Annotated in this window: 11 protein-coding genes and 2 pseudogenes (1 of these 13 cut by a window edge); 3 read left to right on the top strand and 10 right to left on the bottom strand. The window is 36.7% G+C overall.

Annotation, left to right across the window (positions count from 1 at the left end; translation table 11 throughout):
• Nucleotides 1–112: 112 nt before the first annotated feature.
• The gene (locus B045_RS0106640; protein ID WP_018463492.1) at nt 113–2113 is read right to left on the bottom strand and encodes an OPT family oligopeptide transporter; all 2001 of its coding nucleotides are present in this window, start codon (nt 2111–2113) and stop codon (nt 113–115) included.
• 84 nt (nt 2114–2197) lie between these two features.
• On the opposite strand from B045_RS0106640, the gene B045_RS0106635 reads away from it, so the two are divergent.
• Nucleotides 2198–4225 (top strand): M6 family metalloprotease domain-containing protein, encoded by a 2028-nt coding sequence (locus B045_RS0106635; RefSeq protein ID WP_018463491.1) that lies wholly within the window; start codon nt 2198–2200, stop codon nt 4223–4225.
• A gap of 112 nt (nt 4226–4337) precedes the next feature.
• Here B045_RS0106635 and B045_RS0106630 read toward each other — a convergent pair whose 3' ends face one another.
• On the bottom strand, nt 4338–5681 hold the full coding sequence (locus B045_RS0106630) for a hypothetical protein (RefSeq protein ID WP_018463490.1): 1344 nt from the start codon (nt 5679–5681) through the stop codon (nt 4338–4340).
• Between the two features lie 260 nt (nt 5682–5941).
• On the opposite strand from B045_RS0106630, the gene uxuA reads away from it, so the two are divergent.
• Complete coding sequence (gene uxuA / locus B045_RS0106625; RefSeq protein ID WP_018463489.1) at nt 5942–7162, top strand: mannonate dehydratase; 1221 nt, start codon at nt 5942–5944, stop codon at nt 7160–7162.
• 49 nt (nt 7163–7211) lie between these two features.
• Nucleotides 7212–8024 carry an SDR family oxidoreductase gene (locus B045_RS0106620; protein WP_018463488.1) on the top strand — a complete coding sequence of 271 codons (813 nt, stop codon included), beginning with the start codon at nt 7212–7214 and terminating at the stop codon, nt 8022–8024.
• On the opposite strand, the gene B045_RS14380 is transcribed toward B045_RS0106620, so the two are convergent.
• The 8 genes and pseudogenes from B045_RS14380 to B045_RS0106580 all read right to left on the bottom strand — a co-directional run.
• Entirely contained in the window at nt 8025–10745 is a 2721-nt protein-coding gene (locus B045_RS14380) for a 3'-5' exonuclease (RefSeq protein WP_018463487.1), read from the bottom strand. It lies immediately after the preceding gene.
• A gap of 186 nt (nt 10746–10931) precedes the next feature.
• Nucleotides 10932–12623, bottom strand: a complete 1692-nt coding sequence (locus tag B045_RS15785; RefSeq protein WP_154650119.1) for a fimbrillin family protein — start codon at nt 12621–12623, stop codon at nt 10932–10934.
• A gap of 57 nt (nt 12624–12680) precedes the next feature.
• Nucleotides 12681–14366 (bottom strand): fimbrillin family protein, encoded by a 1686-nt coding sequence (locus tag B045_RS0106605; protein WP_081618608.1) that lies wholly within the window; start codon nt 14364–14366, stop codon nt 12681–12683.
• Nucleotides 14367–14497: 131 nt separating this feature from the next.
• A pseudogene (locus tag B045_RS0106600) lies at nt 14498–15520 on the bottom strand (fimbrillin family protein); the annotation flags it as partial.
• 139 nt (nt 15521–15659) lie between these two features.
• Complete coding sequence (locus B045_RS0106595) at nt 15660–17249, bottom strand: fimbrillin family protein (protein ID WP_081618607.1); 1590 nt, start codon at nt 17247–17249, stop codon at nt 15660–15662.
• A 57-nt stretch (nt 17250–17306) separates the two neighbouring features.
• Nucleotides 17307–19106 (bottom strand): fimbrillin family protein, encoded by a 1800-nt coding sequence (locus tag B045_RS14885; protein WP_081618606.1) that lies wholly within the window; start codon nt 19104–19106, stop codon nt 17307–17309.
• 56 nt (nt 19107–19162) lie between these two features.
• On the bottom strand, nt 19163–20971 hold the full coding sequence (locus B045_RS14880) for a fimbrillin family protein (RefSeq protein ID WP_081618605.1): 1809 nt from the start codon (nt 20969–20971) through the stop codon (nt 19163–19165).
• Nucleotides 20972–21027: 56 nt separating this feature from the next.
• Nucleotides 21028–21278 (bottom strand): annotated as a pseudogene (locus tag B045_RS0106580) (fimbrillin family protein); it runs 1471 nt beyond the window's last position.

Genomic DNA, 21278 nt, shown 5'->3' with positions numbered 1-21278 from the left:
ATTGATTATACTTTACTTTACACAAACTATATGCCCATAAAAAACAAAGTGCCAAATTGACGCTTTAATACGTCAATTTGGCACTTTTCAACAAAATAAAAGTAATTCTGTTTTATTTCTTTTTGCTTTTTGTAGCCTGTATAAAATAGGTGATAAGCAATATGTAAGCTATAAGTGAACAAACTTCACTCATTGGATCACTCCACCATTTATCAGCAATAGAAAGTTCAAAGCCTCCGAATTTAAGCAATGCACTCACTACACCCATGAGGGCACCACCAGCAATAAATCCACTAGCGATAAGAGTACCCTTCTCTCCACGTTCCTTGTTTACAGTTGCATCCTTACTACGAGTAGTAACAAACCAGTTGATTGCTCCACCCACAACAAGAGGAACATTCAGTTCAAGAGGTATAAACATACCAAGGGCAAATGCCAATGCTGGAATTTTGAATACTGTAAGCAATATTGCCAACAAAGCACCAATACCATATAATATCCAAGGAGCGCCGACACCATTCATAAGAGGATCTATGACTGCTGCCATCGCGTTTGCCTGAGGAGCGGCAAGACTGCCACTTGCAAAACCATAAGTTTGATTAAGCAACATCATAACACCACCAACCGTAGCGGCACTTACAAGTGTACCAAGAAATTTCCAACTCTCCTGCTTCTTAGGAGTTGTTCCTAGCCAATATCCTATCTTCAAGTCTGTGATGAAACTACCAGACATACTAAGAGCAGTACAAACAACACCTCCCATGATGAGTGCTGCTAGCATTCCACCAGCACCTTTCAAGCCAACAGCCACCAAAACAACACTTGCAAGAATAAGAGTCATCAATGTCATTCCCGAAACAGGATTACTTCCTACAATGGCTATAGCATTTGCAGCTACAGTTGTGAACAGGAATGCTATCACTGCGACCAAAAGAATACCAACAACGGCAAACAACAGATTACCTTGCATTACTCCTGTGAGGAAGAATACAAATGTAAGTAGCAATACAACGATGCTACCAATGGCAATTATCTTAAAACTGATATCACGCTGAGTACGTTTCACATCATCTAAGCTTCCACCTTTACCCTTGAGTTCACGAGCTGCAAGTCCAACAGCATCACGAATGATTCCCCAACTACGAATAATACCGATTATACCAGCCATTGCGATACCACCGATACCGATACTGCGCGCATAAGCTTTGAATATGTCTTCAGGGCTCATTGCGCCAACAGCTTTTGTTATATTTGGATCCCACATATTCAACACTTGGTCGTGGAAGATTAACGACATACCAGGAACTATAAGCCACCAAACGGCAAGAGAACCAAAACATATATAAAGGGCATATTTCAATCCGACAATATATCCAAGACCGAGTACAGCTGAACCAGTATTTACCTTGAACACAACCTTTGCTTTATCAGCTAAATCAACTCCCCAACCAACAACACGACTGGTGAAGTTCTCATTCCACCAACCAAAGGTGGCAACAATAAAATCATAAAGTCCACCAATAAGTCCTGAAATAAGCAACGGCTTTGCTTGGTCACCCCCCTTTGCACCACTCACGAGTACCTGAGTTGTAGCAGTAGCTTCTGGGAAAGGATATTTTCCATGCATATCACTTACGAAATATTTACGAAAAGGAATAAGAAACAAAATTCCAAGAATACCACCTAATGCAGAAGCTAGAAAAATTTTCATGAAAGAAGTAGTCATCTCAGGATATTTAGCCTGAAGGATATAGATTGCAGGTAACGTGAAAATTGCTCCTGCAACGACAGCTCCTGAACAAGCTCCGATACTCTGTATAATGACATTTTCGCCAAGAGCATTCTTGCGCTTTGCTGCCGTTGAAGCACCAACAGCGATTATGGCTATTGGTATTGCTGCCTCAAAAACCTGTCCAACCTTCAATCCTAGATAGGCTGCAGCAGCTGAAAACAATACTGCCATCAATATACCCCAAGTCACTGACCATGGATTTACTTCAGGATAAACTTTATCGGCCTGCATCAGAGGCTCATATTCCTCGCCTTCCTTCAATTCTCTAAAGGCATTCTCTGGCAGTTGCACCGCCTTTTGTTCTTTATTTTCTTTTCCCATAATTCAAAAAATATGCACAAAGATATTCTATTTTGGGCTAAAAACAAAATAAAAGTCGTACATTTGCATTATAATTAGACAAAAATGCGTAAAATAGCTTTAGTAATGTATCTTTTTGCTATTACCATGATGACTTTTTCGATACCTGTAATGCCTGGACGTACCAAGAGAATCAACATAGGCAACAACAAAGTGATAACCGCAGAACTATGTGGCGACGAGTCCTTTAAGTATTGGCAGTCTGCCAACGGTGAGCAATATGAATATATGCCACAAAATGGTATATACTCTAAACTTTCAAATAAGGTGTTTACCAAAAGAATCAATATAGCTTTACAAAAAAGGACGATGAGGATGTTGAATTCTGTCAAGAAAACACGTAGTTCAACAGGCAACAAAAAAGCTCTAGTTATACTTGTTAATTTTCAAGACACCCATTTTAAGGAAACTTCTACTTTAGACCTATATGACAAGATTTTGAATCAAACAGGATTTAGGAATCAGCTTTTTAATGGTTCTGCTCATGATTATTTTATTAATCAAAGCAACGGTTTGTTTAATCTTTCATTTGACATTGCTGGTCCGGTGACTCTTGCTCATCCTTATGCTTACTATGGTGCAAACAATGATAGCAACGGTGATGATGCACATCCTGAAGAAATGGTAATAGAGGCTTGTAAGTCTATAGCCAACACAACTGATTTCAGCAAATACGACTGGGATGGTGATGGTGAAGTGGAACAAGTATTTATTGTATATGCCGGCCATGGAGAAGCTGATTATGACGACACAAATCTGGTATGGCCACATAAATGGGCACTTTCGGCCTCATCATATAATAAGGTATTAAAAATAAGTGGTGAAAAGATTAATGTATATGCTTGTGCTTCGGAACTTAACTCTTTTGGTAGCATTTCTGGAATAGGTGCTTTCTGCCATGAATTTTCTCATTGTCTAGGGCTGCCTGATATGTATAACACTAAAAACACCAAGGATAATGGAATTGGTTACAACAGTTTGATGGCTGCAGGAAGTTATCTTGGAGGTGGATATTGTCCATGCGGATATTCGGCTTATGAAAAGACTTCATGCGGATGGATTAGTCCAAAAACACTGAATAACGATACGATTATATCAAATCTTAATACAACAAACAATAACGGAGAGGCTTACATTATATATAATGATGCAAATAATGATGAATATTACATCATAGAAAACAGACAACGCACTGGTTGGGACAAATATCTGCCAAACAGTGGTATGCTTGCGATGCATATAGACTATTTGAAAGAGGATTGGGAAAACAACACTGTAAACAGCGAAACTGACCACCACAGAATATCTGCGGTCTGGGTTAAAGATAGTCTCACTGCTAATTCTGTACCTTCAGCAGATATATACAATAAAGGAAAAAATGGAAGCAACCATTTAAACATGGGTTTGAATGATATTAATTCAAATAGCGACAGCACTATTAATTTTGTGTTCAAAAGATATAATTTTCAAGAAAGTGAAGTAACTGGAGATACATTGTTTCATGAATCATTTGATAAATGTATGGGCAAAGGTGGAAACGACAATAACTGGACCGGACGCTATTTTCTTGGAAGATCATTTAATCCTGACCACGAAGGATGGAGCAACACAAATGTTTATTCGGGTTATAAATGCGCAAAATTCGGAACTACTAGAATAAGCGGAACTACAGCTTCTCCAGAATTCAACATAAATGGTAAGGCTACTCTCACATTTAGAGTTGCAACATTCGACAACGATGAAAAAAGTCTTGACGTCCATACTGGAAACAAATCGTTTTCTATGCTAGAAAACAAATCAGGGAAATGGACATCCTTCTCTTTTGATTTTGAATATAGTGGAAAAACTGTAGTCGAATTTGTCACTACAGGTCGCTTAATTATTGATGACGTAGCTGTTGTAAAGAGCAAAGAGAATCGCACAGACACTGGTCTCACAGAAATAAACAAATCATCTGATAATATCCATCAACGTATATACAATATGATGGGACAATGTGTAGGAAATAGCACAGCAAGCCTTCCAAACGGTATATACATCAAAGATGGAAAGAAATTTTTAATAAGCAAATAGAAAAAAGGCACATCATGTGATATGAACCACAAAAGTTAAACAAAAACTTTTGGGGATCACTTCACATAGAATGCACCTCGAATATATTAGAATAAAATAGCGATTTATGAAATCATTCAAAACTTGAATGGAAGTTTCGCCAATAATATAATATTTTCATTCTTTCTTCACGCTGCAAAGACCATAATGAAGAGACACCACTATCGTGTTCCTGAATCAGAGTCTTCACTCGCATTATCTTTCGCTTAGCATTTCGTGCAAGCAGTGCATCTGCCTGAATAGGACTTCTGTCATCAAGAGATGCTAGACGCAAACGATGCATAAAGTTATCAAAGTCATTGAATACCAAAGCACGCTTCATCATTTCCATTTCTGGATCTACGAGGGTGTTGAAATGTTCTTCCAATTTATCGTAAGCCCAATCATTCTCATGCAACCAAAGCCATTGAAAAGCACCTTGATCTTGCTTTTTCATAAGCTCATTAATCAGTTCATTACTATTGCTACCAACGTGTAGATTAATTAATTTGCCAAACACATCCTTGCAGAGTTCTGTTGGTTCTAGAAGCGTAGCATCATCACTATTTTCTTCAACCGACGAGCTGATATTTATACGCCAACGCTGATCTTTTTGTTTTATAACAAATGCTATATTTTCTTTTGCTGGAATTTCAGAAGAAAACTGCATCAGACCTCGTACATATTCTGAACCAAGAAGTAACTGTGCAAGATTTCCTCTTGAAGGGATTTTATCTACAATTACATTTATATCAGCCATGTTACGCACAGTAATATATCCCTCTTGATTCCACACATATTTATATGTAATATGGTCGGCATCTGAATGAATTGTTATGCGATCATCGTTTTCAGTTCCAGCAAAGACATATTGATATTTTGATAATTCTTCCTCTTTGATTTCCAGTATGTCATTGACAATATTTCCGTCAAAATCACGAATTGAGAAACCGAAAACAGGAAGTTGCAATGTGAGATTAAAACTACGGTCTGAATCTTTTGGAATCAGAGTGCAATTAATATGTTCACCAGTTCCAAGGTCTGTCTTTGATATTTCAAAACCTTCTTCCGTACGGTTGGCGCTTTCTATTTCAACGGTACCATAAGGCCAGAATATGCGAAACACTGTTGACTTTGAGTCTGAACGTACTATCGTCACAAAATCTGATGCTGATATACCAAGATTGTATATCTTAACTGGTTCTACGATGTCATCATCATTTTCACCTAGCACTGTAGCATAGCATTCACCAATAGGTGCGTCATCTTCCCATTCACCGTCTTTATCTTCGGCAAACACGACAAACGATAGACGAACTAGGCGAGGATTCTCGCCATCACGACATAAAGAGAAATTAACATCACGTTCTGAGAAAAGGGGCTCAGCTACGTAAGGAGTATAGCAAGCTTCTTGATATTCAATTTTTGTTTTATCCATAATGTTGTAAAATGTGGGCGTCTTTTTATTCAAAACGGCACATGTCCATATATCATTGACATGAATATGCGGACACTATCCTGAAACGAGACGCAAAATTAATACATTTATACGAATTAATGAAAAAATAGAGGAACATAGTTATCTCCTAACTTATTTTTTTGTACATTTGCATCACGCAATACTTAAAATATCGGGCTTTCATGATTAATATCATAATAACCAAAGTAAGCAATAACTTAAAACTATTATAAACATTTATGGAAAGAACCTGGAGATGGTTTGGCAAAAATGATAAGATTACACTTGCCATGCTGAAACAAATTGGTGTAGAAGGTGTTGTCACTGCTCTGCACGATGTACCATTGGGTGAAGTTTGGAGTAGAGAAAAAATCCACGACTTAAAAACTTATATCGAATCATTCGGCATGAAATGGTCGGTTGTGGAATCACTTCCTGTTGTTGAGACTATTAAATATGGCGGTCCTGATCGTGAACAGCAGATTGAAGTCTACAAGGAGAGTCTTAGAAATCTTTCTGCAGAGGGCATACATACTATTTGCTATAATTTCATGCCTGTATTGGATTGGGCTCGCACAGATTTGTCGCATCCTAATCCTAACGGATCTACAAACCTTTATTTCAGTTTCCCAGAATTTGCTTATTTTGATAAGTATATTCTTAAACGCGAAGGTGCAGAAAAGGATTGGGAAGAAATGGGCAAAAGTATGAACCGTGACATTCTTGCTGAAGTTGAAGAACTGAAAAAGACTATGACTGCGGAAAAAGACCACGCACTGGTTGAAAATATAATCATCAAAACTCAAGGATTTGTTTCTGGAAACTTTAAGGAGGGTGATGAACATCCTGTTGAATTGTTCAGACAACTGCTTGATTTATATAAGGGAATCACGAAGGAACAGTTAAGAGAAAACATGCGTTATTTCTTGTTAGCCATCATGCCTGTATGCGACGAATGCGACATGTATATGTGTGTGCATCCAGATGATCCACCATTCCCAGTTTTGGGATTGCCACGTATCGTTACTTGCGACGAGGATATAAACTGGTTCCTAAAAGCTGTAGATAATCCACATAATGGATTAACATTCTGTGCAGGAAGTATATCTGCTGGAGCACACAACAACCCAGTAGAACTTGCACGAAAATATGCAGACCGCACTTGGTTTGTGCACTTACGCAGCTGCCATATTTTCCCTAATGGAGACTTCACTGAGGCTAGTCATTTAGGCGGAAGAGCTGACATTATTGAACTTGCACGAATTTTCGAGAAAACAAATCCAAAACTTCCGATGAGAGTTGACCATGGTATGACTATGCTTGGTGACGAGGAACGTGGATATAATGCTGGTTATAGTTTCTTGGGACGTATGTTCGCAATGGGACAGGTTCAGGGTGTTCTTGCAACTGTCGACCGTGAACTAGGTATTGAATACAAACAACCTGGATTTTTTGACTGATTAAATTGAAGTCGTGAAAAAGCAAAAACAAGTAATATAAAAATATATAATGAAAAATCTATTTGATATAAAAGACTACGTTGTAGTTATAACAGGCGGAACAGGTGTTCTGGGTCGCTGCATAGCTAAATATTTAGCACAGAATGGTGCAAAAGTTGCAATTCTAGGTCGCAAAGAAGAGATTGGTAACGCTATTGTGGATGATATAAAGAAGGCGGGCGGTGACGCTTGTTTCTTTAAAACTGATGTTATGAATCAGGAGGTTGTTGAGCAGAACTGCAAAGATATTTTAGAAAAATATGGGCACATTGATACATTGTTGAATGCTGCCGGAGGTAACCAGCCGGGTGCCGTTATCGGTCCTGACCAAAACTTTTTTGACTTGGATCCAGAACAGTTCCAGAAAGTTTTAAACCTAAATCTTACAGGTACAGTTATTCCAACGCAGGTATTTCTTAAGCCTATGGTTGAACAGGGCAAGGGAAGTATAATCAACTTTTCAAGCATGGCTGCATTCCGTCCAATGACACGTGTCTGCGGATATGCTGCAGCAAAAGCAGGAATTAGTAATTTCACAGCATACATGGCTCATGAAACCGCAATGAAATTTGGCGAAGGAATTCGTGTAAATGCTATTGCTCCAGGCTTCTTCATTACAGAACAAAACCGTGCTTTGCTTACAAATCCTGACGGAAGTTATACAGAGCGTGGAAAGGATGTTATCAGACAAACTCCGTTTGGTCGTATGGGTAAGCCAGAAGAACTTTGCGGTACGATTCAGTATCTAATGAGTGATGCTGCAGCTTTCGTTACAGGAACTGTAGCTGTTGTAGACGGTGGTTTCAACATCTTCGCAATGTAATCACTCTTTATTTTTGTTTGACACAACCGACCATATATTTGAACTTTTCTTTATTGGATCGGCAAATCGGGTAAGAGGCACAGGTTGCCTATATCCATGATAATCAACCCGGAAGCAACTCTGCATAATGATGAGTCGCTTTCGGGTTCTTGTTATTGCAACATAAAACTTTCGAGCATCTTCATCAAGCATTGTTTTATTATTCTTACTATAATAATTAGGATATCTGCCTTCGATTGCATCGAAGACGATTACATTGTCAAACTCTAATCCTTTTGCCTTGTGTACTGTCGTCACGAATATTTTTTCATTTATCGTATCACTACCGCACAAATCAGCTTCTTTCAAAGTATTGATTTCAAGCATGTGATTACTCAATTGAGTTATCAAAGCTGTATTATCAGCAGAATTTATTATGTCTGATGCTATATAATTAAATATGTATGCGATATTATCTAATGGTTGAATGATATCAGCTGCCAAAAGATTATCATACATCTGTTTCAGTTTAGATACCAATATTTTTTCATCGCCAGTTTCTCTCCAAAGCATGCTGCGTGTTTCTCCATATATTTTACCATAATGGTCACGCAACGTCTTTACTCTGTCTTTTACTCTTTTCTGCTGCATAAACTGCAGCTGACTATCTATAATATCTTTTGCTTTGGAATAACAATATGCCACAAGATTTCGTGTTGCATCAACATCAGCATCAGCGAGATGGCTGTTTTCGCCTTCAAGATGTAACATTTCTAACAAGTATTTTAATTTGTATTGGCGTAACTGTGGACATAATAGTTTTATCAACCGTAAACTGTCTATATATGGTAACATTAGTTTCTCATTGACTTCTTCTGTTCCAAATTCCCGCCTGAGATTGTTTTTTAATATATTGATGTCATAGTCGGCATTATGACCTAACAGAACAGAGTCTCCTATGTAATCCATAAATTTGCAGAATGCATCCTTACGTAAAAGTAACTTTTGATGTTTTCTTTCCTCTATTATCGGATTTACAATATCGCCAAGCATTTCAGGTATAGGCTTGTCACTTTCTATATAAATTGACAACTGCGAACCCTCTACAATCTTTCCATTGCGTATCTTTACGGCAGCAATCTGCAATATGTCGTCATTGAAAACATCTAATCCTGTTGTTTCTGTATCAAAGATTGTTATTTCTTTTGTCTCATAAGCACTGACAAACTGCTGTATATAAGTGGATTCGTCATACAACAAAAAGTCCAATGGTAGCATTGCACGGTCCGCACATGATTGAACGAAATTACGTGCGGCTGTTGTGGTCTGAAAAACTTTCATTCCGTTTAGCAGTCGTGACCATGCTATGAAATTTTGTTCATTGCATAATATCGTGAGATGCGCAAAAAGAAGTTTTACCTGCGCTGAAGAGAATAAATCGTCACCTGATATTTTGAAATGACTTGCGTGCATATTCTTCAAGGCATTGCTTACAGCATCGGCATCGCGGTTAGAACTAACGATAATTGCAGTTGTATCTTCAGGCGATTCTGTACCAAGTCTTATTGCTTGCTGCGCTGCATCCAGATATTCTGTATCTATCGTTTCTGATTGATACAATTGCAATTCATTACCTATAGTCTGTGGAACATAATCTGTGGTTGGTAAGATGTCTGGTGATATATTCAGAGTTTCAACTGCATAAGCATTAAATGCGTCAAGCAGATATTTTGGAGAACGGTGATTATGGCTCAAAGTGTGTATATTCCCTTTACAGCGGTTGCGAAGTAATTCCAATGTTGACATTTTAGCCCCCATAAATGAAAATATTGATTGCTGCGGATCACCTAGATATACCACAACTCTTTTATTTTCTTCTTGCGGAGAAAGTAGGTCTATAATGGCTAATTGTAGAGGATTTAAATCCTGAACCTCATCTACTTGAATCCACGAATATCTTGATTTACATTCTTTCGATGCATCAGAAGACTTATTCTTCAAACTATCATAAGACAATAATAATATGTCTTCAAAGTCAAGAAGATTATTTGTTTCCTTGTATTTTTCATAGTTGCGAGCCAACTGCATTTTTTTCAACGTCACATATATCATCTGTTGCATACCGAGGTCACTACAACTGTCTCTATAGAAGTCGGTATTCATATAAATGTCATTCATAGACTTTGCTGTAAATAGCATTTTATGTGATTTACAAATAGCGTCAAGTGCCTTGACATCGTCACTATTTAAGCAATCAGCATGAAGTCTGAGGTCACGTGGATAATTATGGTTTATCTGATACATCAGATGTGAAAGGAATATAGCCTCGTTATATTCTCGCATGCGCTTATAACTTGCAGCCACTTCTTGTTCGTCATCATTAGTATATTGGCACATTATACTTAATGCGTCGGCATCATCAATTATAGAGGATGATGCCGCCACAATACCGGAATCAAATAAATAGCGTGAACAGAAACGATGTACATTACCGACAAACAAGTCTGACGTATCATCGTTTATATTATCATTTATACGCTGTTGCATACCACGAGCAGCACGATTGGTAAAAGTTAGACAAAGCATTTCACTGTATGGGATTCCAGCAGCGTGTGCTTGCCCTACTCTACATGCTAATATCTGCGTTTTACCACATCCAGGAGGCGCCAATACCAAATGATATCCATTATCGATATCTATCACATTCTGTTGGCTGGCATCAGGAATAAATGTATTGCTCATAATGACAAAGGTAGTACAAGTCAAACACAATACAAAATAAAAAACAAATTTTTATTGTTATTGTTAAGATTTTGGCTGTAATTTCATTAAGGAAACGTTGTATAAGCTTTATGATACAGATTGATAGTTTCTAATTCACATGATGTTTTTTATCACAAAAATATTTCTATTCTGTCATATATATATTTAGTTTGCTGATACAAATGTTATTCTTGCATAACCATTGCCCGCATGTCCGGTAACAGTTGTTCCATCATAATCTGTAAAAGAAGTATTACCAGCTATTGTAGATCCAGTTACTCCAGATCCAATATGACCAGATCCTCCTCCACCACCAACATTTGTATTTTCTCCATTTTCTATCTGGTATGCATATCCCCCATACCAGCCACCTCCAGCACCTCCGTTACCTTCTGCACCACAATTCCATACTCCTATTTTTGAAGAACCATTTTGGCCTTGTCCAAATTGATAACCTGATGTTTGGCTACCACCAACACTTGTGTAAGTTGCAAAACTAGCTGATAAACCAATTTGTCCACCACCATCTGCGACAGATCCACTAACCCAAGAACAACCGCCTCCGCCAGCAACTATTAAAACAGAAGACTGGTTTGATGATAATTCTTTTAATAAACCATTAGATGTAGCAATGTGTGTCGCACCGCCACCACCGCCACCACCAGAATATGCAGTAAATCCATCGCCTCCTTGTCCACCGCCATTATATCCACCAGTACCTCCTATACTTTTACCTGATACCCCATAAGAATAATCAGAAGAATAAGTAGGAAGACATCCTTGTCCACCAATGCAAACATATAAAACCTTATTTTTGATTAGTGAAACTGTGCCACATGAATATCCTCCTTTACCTGAAGTTGTCTGTGTTCCTTGTCCTCCTTGTGCTCCCCAAACTTCTAACTTATACGTTCCAGTAACTGGAACTGTATAAGTTTGAACACTACCAGTATAAGCAAAATTCGCTACAGGTATTGTTTTCGAAATGTTATATGAATATATGTTCCCTGCTGTCCAAGTACCAGTTATTGATTGAGTAAGCGTTCCACCATTACTATAGGTAACAGTTATACTTGCATCACTACCTAGTGTTTGAGGCATCATCATAAAAGTTGTTGCACCTGATGTGATAGTTGTACCGGCAGTTGTTGAAGATGATACGGTTTGTGAGAAAGACTTTTTTGTTGTTGCATCCTGAGTCCATGTTTCATTAAAGTTATAAGTTCCCTTACATAATATATTATTTAAAGAAATACCTGTTATTGTACCATTAGGCATACCAGAACTACCTATATTAAACTGTACGGATGAAAATATATGTTTAAAAGTCAATGATATAGAAGAATTAGTATTACCATTAACATTATTATTTGTAGCTGTCATTATATCTATTTGATCAGATACATTATCAGGAACTGTATAGGATAAAGTAGGAGAAGAGCCTGCTGTATGACTAACATTGCTAATAGTACTAGGATAATATGCATAAAAGTTAATAGTTTTATTTGCTGTTCCTGGCCAATAATAATCCTTTGATGTTTTCCAGATATTATTGGTATAACTAACAGCTTGACTATTTATTAATGTACTGTAGTTACCAGCTCCATCATTTTGGTCTGCTAATAAATTAAATGTATTGGAAGTGCTTAATGAAGAGCCTCCTATAGGCATTGCACGTGAAGTTTTCGTAGTTGCCAATGAATCTGTATTTTTCCATTCGGGTACAGACACCGAAAAGTTAATTTGTTTATTATTCTTTTCTTCAAAAATATTCATTTCATTTGCGCATGAACAAAATGTAGAAATAATAAATAATAAAAATGACACATTGATACCTCGCAAAAACTTCTTTCCCATAACTCCATTCTTTTCTCTTCTCTCCGCGAGAGAAGAGAAAAGAATAGGAAAAGGCATTTAATTAGCTGAAACGAAAGTTATTCTTGCATAACCATTGCCCGCATGTCCGGTAACAGCTGTACCATCATAATCTGTAAAAGAAGTATTACCAGCTATTGTAGATCCTGTTACTCCAGATCCAATATGGCCAGATCCTCCTCCTCCACCGATGTTCGTGCTATTTCCACTCCCTGTCTGGCATGCATATCCACCGTACCAACCACCACCAGCACCTCCATTACCTTCTGCGCCACCACTTCCATATGCAGTTTTAGTATACCCAGCCTGACCTTGTCCAAATTGGAATCCTGAAGTTTGTCCTCCACCAGCACTTGTATAATAAGCATTAACGCACGATATGCCATTCGTACCGCCACCACTACCACCAGTGCCGCTATAAGATGTTGATGCACCACCACCAGCAACAATTAAAACAGAAGATTGATTTGTTGACAATGCACTTAATAGACCAGTTGTCCTAGCAATATGTGTAGCACCACCACCACCACCACCGGCTGCAAACGTAGGATATCCATCACCACCTTTTCCACCACCATTATAACCTCCTGTTCCACCTATGCTTTTACCAGAAACGCTATAAGAATAATCAGCAGAAAATGTTGGATTGCCTCCTTGTCCACCAACATAAATATATAGTATAGTATTTTTTGTTAGTGAAACTGTTCCGTATGAATATCCTCCTTTACCCAAAGATCCATCATTACCCTGCGCACCCCAAACTTCAAGATTATAAGTTCCTGTAAGTGGTACTGTATAAGTTTGAACACTACCAGTATAACCAAAATTTGCTACAGGTATTGTTTTTGAAATGTTATATGTATATATGTTCCCTGCTGTCCATGTACCTGATATTGATTTCGTAAGTGTGCCACCATTACTATAGGTAACGGTTATACTTGCATCACTACCTAATGTTTGAGGCATCATCATAAAAGTTGTTGCACCTGATGTTATTGTTGTACCCGCAGTTGTTGAAGATGATACGGTTTGTGAAAAAGACTTTTTTGTAGTTGCATCTTGAGTCCATGTTCCATTAAAGTTATATGTTCCATTATACAATATATTATTTAAAGAAATTCCTGTGATAGTACCATTAGGCATGCCAGAACTACCTATATTAAACTGTACGGCTGAAAATATATGATTAAAAGTCAATGGTGTAGAAGAATTAGTATTACCGCTAACATTAGTTCCAGTAGCTGTCATTATATCTATTTGATCAGAAACATTATCAGGAACTGTATAGGATAAAGTAGGAGAAGAGCCTGCTGTATGACTAACATTACTAATAGTACTAGGATAGTATGCATAGAAGCTTATAGTTTTGTTAGCTATTCCTGACCAATAATAATCATTTGATGTTTTCCATATATTATTGGTATAACTAACAGCTTGACTATTTATCAATGTACTATAGTTACCAGCTCCGTCATTTTGGTCTGCTATTAAGTTAAATGTATTGGAAGTGCTTAAAGAAGTTCCTCCTACAGGCATTGCGCGTGAAGTTTTCGTAGTCGCTAATGAATCTATATTTTTCCATTCAGGTACAGATACTGAAAAGTTAATTTGTCTATTATCATTTCCTTCAAAAACATTCATTTCGTTTGCACATGAAGAAAATGTAGAAATAATAATCAATAATAAAAATGATACATTGATACCTCGCAAAAACTTCTTTACCATAACTCAATCCTTTCTCTTCTCTCCGCGAGAGAAGAGAAAAGACTGAAAACAGGTTTTTAATTAGCCGAAATGAAGGTTATTCTGGCATAACCGTTGCCAGGGCGGATGCCATTTTGCATTCCGCACTCGTTCTTTATAGCTAAATTGCCATATGAATAACCACCATATCCGCCTCCGCCACCTTGTGCGCCCCATACTTCCAACTTGTATGTGCCTGTAATTGGAGCAGTATAGGTTTGAATAGTGCCGCTATAATCAAAAGTCCTTGATATATAAGATACTTTGTAATTATATATTTTTCCTCCTTCCCAAGATCCTGATATAGTTTTAGTAAGTGTCCCTCCATTACTGTAAGTCACAGTTATTGTTATATTATTAAATGCCTGAGGTATCATCATTAGGGTATAAATACCTGAATAGATGTCTTCTCCTGATGTTCCTGCGATTGACTTTGATTGTGATATAGTAAATGTTTTGGAACCTGTTACATTTGACCAACCACCACCAAAGATATATGTTCCGGAATTGGCTACACTTCCAATTGATATTGATGAGATTGTCCCACTGCCAATACCATTACTTCCTACTGAAAATTGAATTGCAGCAAATATATGATTAAAAGTCAATGGAGTAGAAGAATTAGTATTACCACTAACATTATTATTTGTTGATGTCATTATATCTATTTGATCAGATACATTATCAGGAACAGTATAGGATAATGTTGGAGAAGAGCCTGCTGTATGATTAACGTTACTAATAGTACTAGGATAATATGCATAAAAGCTTATAGTTTTATTTGCAGTTCCTGACCAATAATAATCATTTGATGTTTTCCATATATTATTGCTATAACTAACAGCTTGACTACTTATTAATGTACTGTAGTTACCAGCTCCATCATTTTGGTCTGCTATTAAGTTAAATGTATTGGAAGTGCTTAATGAAGAGCCTCCTACAGGCATTGCACGTGAAGTTTTCGTAGTTGCCAACGAATCTATTTTCTTCCATTCGGGTACTGATACTAAAAAGTTAATTTGTTTATTATTATTTCCTTCAAAAATATTCATTTCGTTTGTACATGAAGAAAACGTAGAAATAATAATTAATAATAAAAGTGAGACATTGATACCTCGCAAAAACTTCTTTCCCATAACTCAATCCTTTCTCTTCTCTCCGCGAGAGAAGAGAAAAGATTGAGAATCAACACTCATCTAATATTATTTAGGGGGATTCTATAGAAATATTATTTATTGTTGGATATTTATAAAATGGTAATAAATCTATTTCATATTAAAATGCAATAACAGAACGTAGTTTCTCTGAATCATCTGGATTCCTTCCTTTGTGTGGATCTGCACCTCCTGTATAAACGCTGTTTGATGAAATATTTGTAAGTGAACCATAATTAGAATTTTGTTCAGAGCTACACCAATACCAATAACCAACAAAAGTATCAGAGTTTGTATTTTTAACTACTGATTCTATAATAAAACTGATAGAAGCATAATTAGTCCAATATATGTTATAAGATCCCGTTTGATTATCAAAGTTATATGTTACATCAGAGCTTTTTCCGATATTAGATATAAATAAAAACCATTGCCCTACGCTAGGGAGATACCACCCACTAGAGTTACTTGGTGCAACAACATTATAATTTCTTGCATCATAAAATGCAGGATAATTTGTTGCAGAATATACTAAAGCTCCTTTGTTAGTAGATATGTGTAGAAAATGATCATAACCATCATAATCTGTTTGAAGGTTAGATGATTCTATTGTCATATTGTCAGAAGAGCCTTGTGATAAAGACCAGCAATTCGGTGCATTCGTATTATTTAATGCCATAGCATAACCATGTGTGAATCCATATTTTTTATCCTTTTCACTTGTTATATTGCTAAAAATAATTGCTATTGGTACTTTTTGAGGATTTTCAGATATAGCCCCCCAGGTTCCATCACTATAATAATAATCACCAACATTTACAGACTTTGACAAATTATATGTGTAAATATTATTGGCCGTCCAATTCCCCGATATTGTTTTTCTGTATGATGTCCCAGTATTATATGTAAGTATTATAGTTGCATTTGTAAAAGACTGAGGAATCATCATCATTGTAAAAGTACCAGATGTAATATCTGCTCCTGCGGCTCCTGTTATTACAGAAGATGGCGATACTGTAAATGATGATGATGTAGAACCAAGAGTCCATCCACTTCCAAAAGTGTATGTCCCAGAATTCTTTATTCCACTTATTGTTATAGATTTTATAGTTCCACTAGGTAACCCACTTGTTCCAACAGTAAACTTTACTGCTGCAAGAATATGTTCAAAAGAAACTGACGTTGAGGAGTATGTTGTTCCAGATACTCCTGTACTTGTAGATGTCATTATATCTGCTTGTGTGGCTGCATCTGCAGGAACGGTGTATTTTAATGTTGGTGTTGTACCCGCCGTGTGAATTATGGTTCCATTTGTGATACTCGTTGGATAGTATGCATAGAAATTAACCGTTTTATCTGTACCAGGCCAATAATGATCAGCTGTCGTTTCCCACATTTTATTTACAGTATTATACAAGACTACCTCTTTATCTATTTCTGTTGTATAATTACTTCCATCGCTAACATCAGCTATCATTCCAAAAGCCTTATCTGTACCAAATAATGTACCCGTAATTGGCATTGCGCGTGAAGTTTTCGTAGTTGCCAACGAATCTGTATTTTTCCATTCGGGTATAGATAAAGAAAAGTTAATTTGTTTATTATTATTTTCTCCAAAAATATTCATTTCATTTGCACATGAAGAAAACGTAAAAATAATAATTAATAATAAAAATGATACATTTATACCTCGCAAAAACGTTCTTATCATAACTCAATCCTTTCTCTTCTCTCCGCGAGAGAAGAGAAAATGATAGAGAACAATTATTTAATTAGCAGAAATAAAGGTTATACGAGCATATCCATTGCCAGTATGCCCCGTTTCAGTTCCACCAACAGGTGAAGGCATACCAAATAAAGTTCCTTTTATATCTGTCCAAGAAAATCCCTGTCCATCTATCATTTTGGTATTATTAAAAACATAAGAGACTCCATTTATATAAAGAATACTTTGATCAGTAAATGAACATATATCATAAGTCTCATTTACCGAGTTTACAGTTCTTGTCCCAGTTATTGTTTTATCATAATTTATTGCATTACAACCATTATGTCCAGATATAAAAGAACTTCCGCCTGTGGAGCCTAGATATAAAGTCCCCATACCTATAGCATCACCAGTTATACCTCCCTGGTAACCACCTCCACCTCCACTAGCAGTTATGCTTAAGTCTGCATTTTCACCAAAACATAAACGATAACCATTTGTTTGATTCACAATAAAATTATTTGTGCTTGTGTTATTGCTGTTATAAGCAATAAGTCCTCCTGCTGCACCTGCTAGATAAGATCTTTCGCATCCTCCACCACCACCAGCAACCATAACTCTTGATTTTATCGAATTGAAATCACTAAATTCACCACCTATGATTCTAATGTCAGTCTCACCTCCGCCAGAAGAACAAGCACCATCATTGGCTGCTCCCATGCCCCCTCCATTGTAAGTTCTAAACATTTCATTTGGTAAAGATCCTTTTTGACCAACATAAATATACAATATTGTTCCTGATAATAAATTAATATTACCAGACGTATATCCACCAAGTCCACCATTTGGATAAGCAAAATTTTGATTCGGAATGGTGCCACCTTGTGCTCCCCAACATTCGACTTTGTATGTCCCTGTATATGGAGCTGTAAATGTCTGAACCGCACCAGTGTAATCATAATTAAAAACTATTGTTTTAGAAAGATTATAAGTATAAACTCCACCAGCATTCCATGTTCCCGATATTTTAGCAGAAAACGTAGTGCCATTATTGTAAACTAATGAAACGGTTGCATTAGTAAAAACTTGAGGAATCATCATTAATGTAAAAGCATCAGATGTAATATTTTCTCCGCTAGTACCTGTTATTGTAGTAGATGGTGATATTGTAAATAATGAAGTTGTTGAACCAAGAGACCATCCACTCCCAAAGGTGTATGTCCCAGAATTCTTTATTCCATTTATCGTTATTGATTTTATAGTTCCACTAGGTAGACCGTTGGTACCAACTGCAAACTTTACCGCTGCAAATATATGATTAAAAGTTAATGGTGTAGAAGTATTAGTTTTACCGCTAACATTAGTTCCTGTAGCAGTTATTATATCAAATTGGTTGCTGACATCATTGGGGACAGTGTATGATAAAGTAGGAGCAGAACCTACCGTATGAGTAATACTAGTAGAAATACTCGTAGGGTAGTATGCATAAAAGCTTATAGTTTTGTTCGCTATTCCTGACCAATAATAATCCTTTGATGTTTTCCATATATTATTGGTATAACTAACAGCTTGACTATTTATCAATGTACTATAGCTACCAGCTCCATCATTTTGATCTGCTATTAAGTTAAAACTTTTATCAGCACCAAACGAGGTGTCCGTAATCGGTGTAGAACGTGAAGTTTTCGTAGTTGCCAATGAATCAGTATTCTTCCATTCTGGCACCGAAACAGAAAAGTTAATTTGTTTATTATTATTTNCTNCAAAAANATTNANTTCGTTNGCNCATGAANAAAANGTANAAATAATAATTAATAATAAAAGTGATANATTNATACCTCGCAAAAACTTNTTTANCATAACTCAATCCTTTCTCTTCTCTCCGCGAGAGAAGAGAAAAGAATGGAAATAGGTATTTAATTAGCTGAGACGAAGGTTATTCGGGCATAGCCATTGCCCGTATGTCCTATTTCTGTTCCACCTGTAGGTCCTGGCATAGAAGTATTGCCGGCAATCATTTGTGAATTTGTAAAAACATATCCAGAATAGTGATTAGGCGAACCTGTATGTATAATATTATCAGATGTTGATGATGGAGCAATAGCATTGCAACCTGTATAACCAGATATAAATGACGAACCACCAGAACCACCACAATGGGCAACTGTTGCACCTCCATAATATCCACCACCACCTCCTGATTGATAATTTCCATTAGAGAATCCAAAACCACCTCCATATCCACTATTTGTATATGGCAAGTATGCCGTACTATAGCCAGCAGCCGTTTGAGTCGCACCAGTATCAGTATAATATCCACCAACAACATTACTTAATGGATTTATATGATTTTCTGTTGTTCCGTCACCACCAATTAGTCCACCACCATAGCCACCATTTCCATCTCCATAATACGGTCCTGTTGTACTTCCTATTTCAGTACAGTTTCTGTTATTTGCACCTCCGCCGCCTGCAGCTACCATTATTCTAGACTTCAAGCTATTAAAATCATTCCATGCTCCTGATGTAAGTCTAATATCTGATGCTCCACCTCCATTTCTTCCCCATTGATATTGGGCATTATCGTTGATTAAATTAGAACCAGAATTAAAAGGGGTGGATGTTGCTACTAATGTACTACCTTGTTGTCCTACATAAATATATACTGCATTGTCTTTTTGCAAACTTATATTTCCTGTAGTATAAGCGCCATGGCCTCCTAAAAATCCATTTATATCTCCTCCTGATGCGCCCCAACATTCAACTTTATATGTACCTGTGTATGGAGCTATAAATGTCTGAAATGCACCAGTGTAACCATAATTAAAAACTATTGTTTTAGAAAGATTATAAGTATAAACTCCACCAGCATTCCATGTGCCAGATATTGTTGTAGAAAAAGTAGTACCATTATTGTAAGCTAATGATACAGTTGCATTATTGAAAGCTTGAGGAATCATCATCAAAGTATAAGTATCAGATGTAATACTTGAGCCGGCTGATCCTGTTATTATCGTAGATGGTGATGCTGTAAATAATGATGTTGTTGAACCAAGAGTCCATCCACTTCCAAAAGTGTATGTGCCTGAATTCTTTATCCCATTTATCGTTATTGATTTAATAGTTCCACTAGGCAATCCGCTAGTACCTACAGCGAACTTTACTGCTGCAAATATATGCTTAAAAGTTAAAGATGTGGATGTTACTGTACTTCCTGATATATTTGGATTAATTGCTGTAATTATATCAATCTGGTTGCTAGCATCAGAAGGGACAGTATATAATAAAGTTGGAGCAAAGCCTGCTGTATGAGAAATATTACCAAAAATACTTGTAGGGTAGTATGCATAGAAATTAACAATTTTATTTGCTATTCCTGACCAATAATAATGAGAAGGAGTTGTCTGCCATATATTATTAGTGAAAGATACAGATTCTTTATCTATCAATGTACTGTAGTTGCCTGCTCCGTCATTTTGGTCTGCTATTAAGTTAAAACTTTTATCTGTACCAAACGATGTATCCGTAATCGGTGTAGAACGTGAAGTTTTCGTCGTTTCCAATGAATCTGTATTTTTCCATACAGGTACAGATATAGAAAAGCTAATTTGTTTGTTATTATTTCCTTCAAAAATATTCATTTCGTTTGCACATGAAGAAAACGTAGAAATAATAATTAATAATAAAAGTGATAAATTTATACCTCGCAAAAACTTTTTTATCATAACTCAATCCTTTCTCTTCTCTCCGCGAGAGAAGAGAAAAGAATGGAAATAGGTATTTAATTAGCTGAAACAAAGGTTATTCTGGCATAACCGTTGCCAGGGCGGATGCCATTTTGCATTCCTGTTGTTCCACTGATAAGATTTGAGCCTAAGTGCCCAGAACCACCTCCAGCACCTCCAACATAAACAGATCCGCCGCCACCATACCATCCACCGCCACCAATTCCACCAGCATCCGTGCCAGAATATCCATAGCCACCTTGACCAAAACTACCATCAACTTTTATTCCATCAATAGTCGTGNTGT

The organism is Segatella paludivivens DSM 17968 = JCM 13650 (assembly GCF_000373185.1).
GTDB classification, from domain to species: Bacteria; Bacteroidota; Bacteroidia; order Bacteroidales; family Bacteroidaceae; genus Prevotella; species Prevotella paludivivens.
This window is presented reverse-complemented; position numbering and strand designations above follow the sequence as displayed.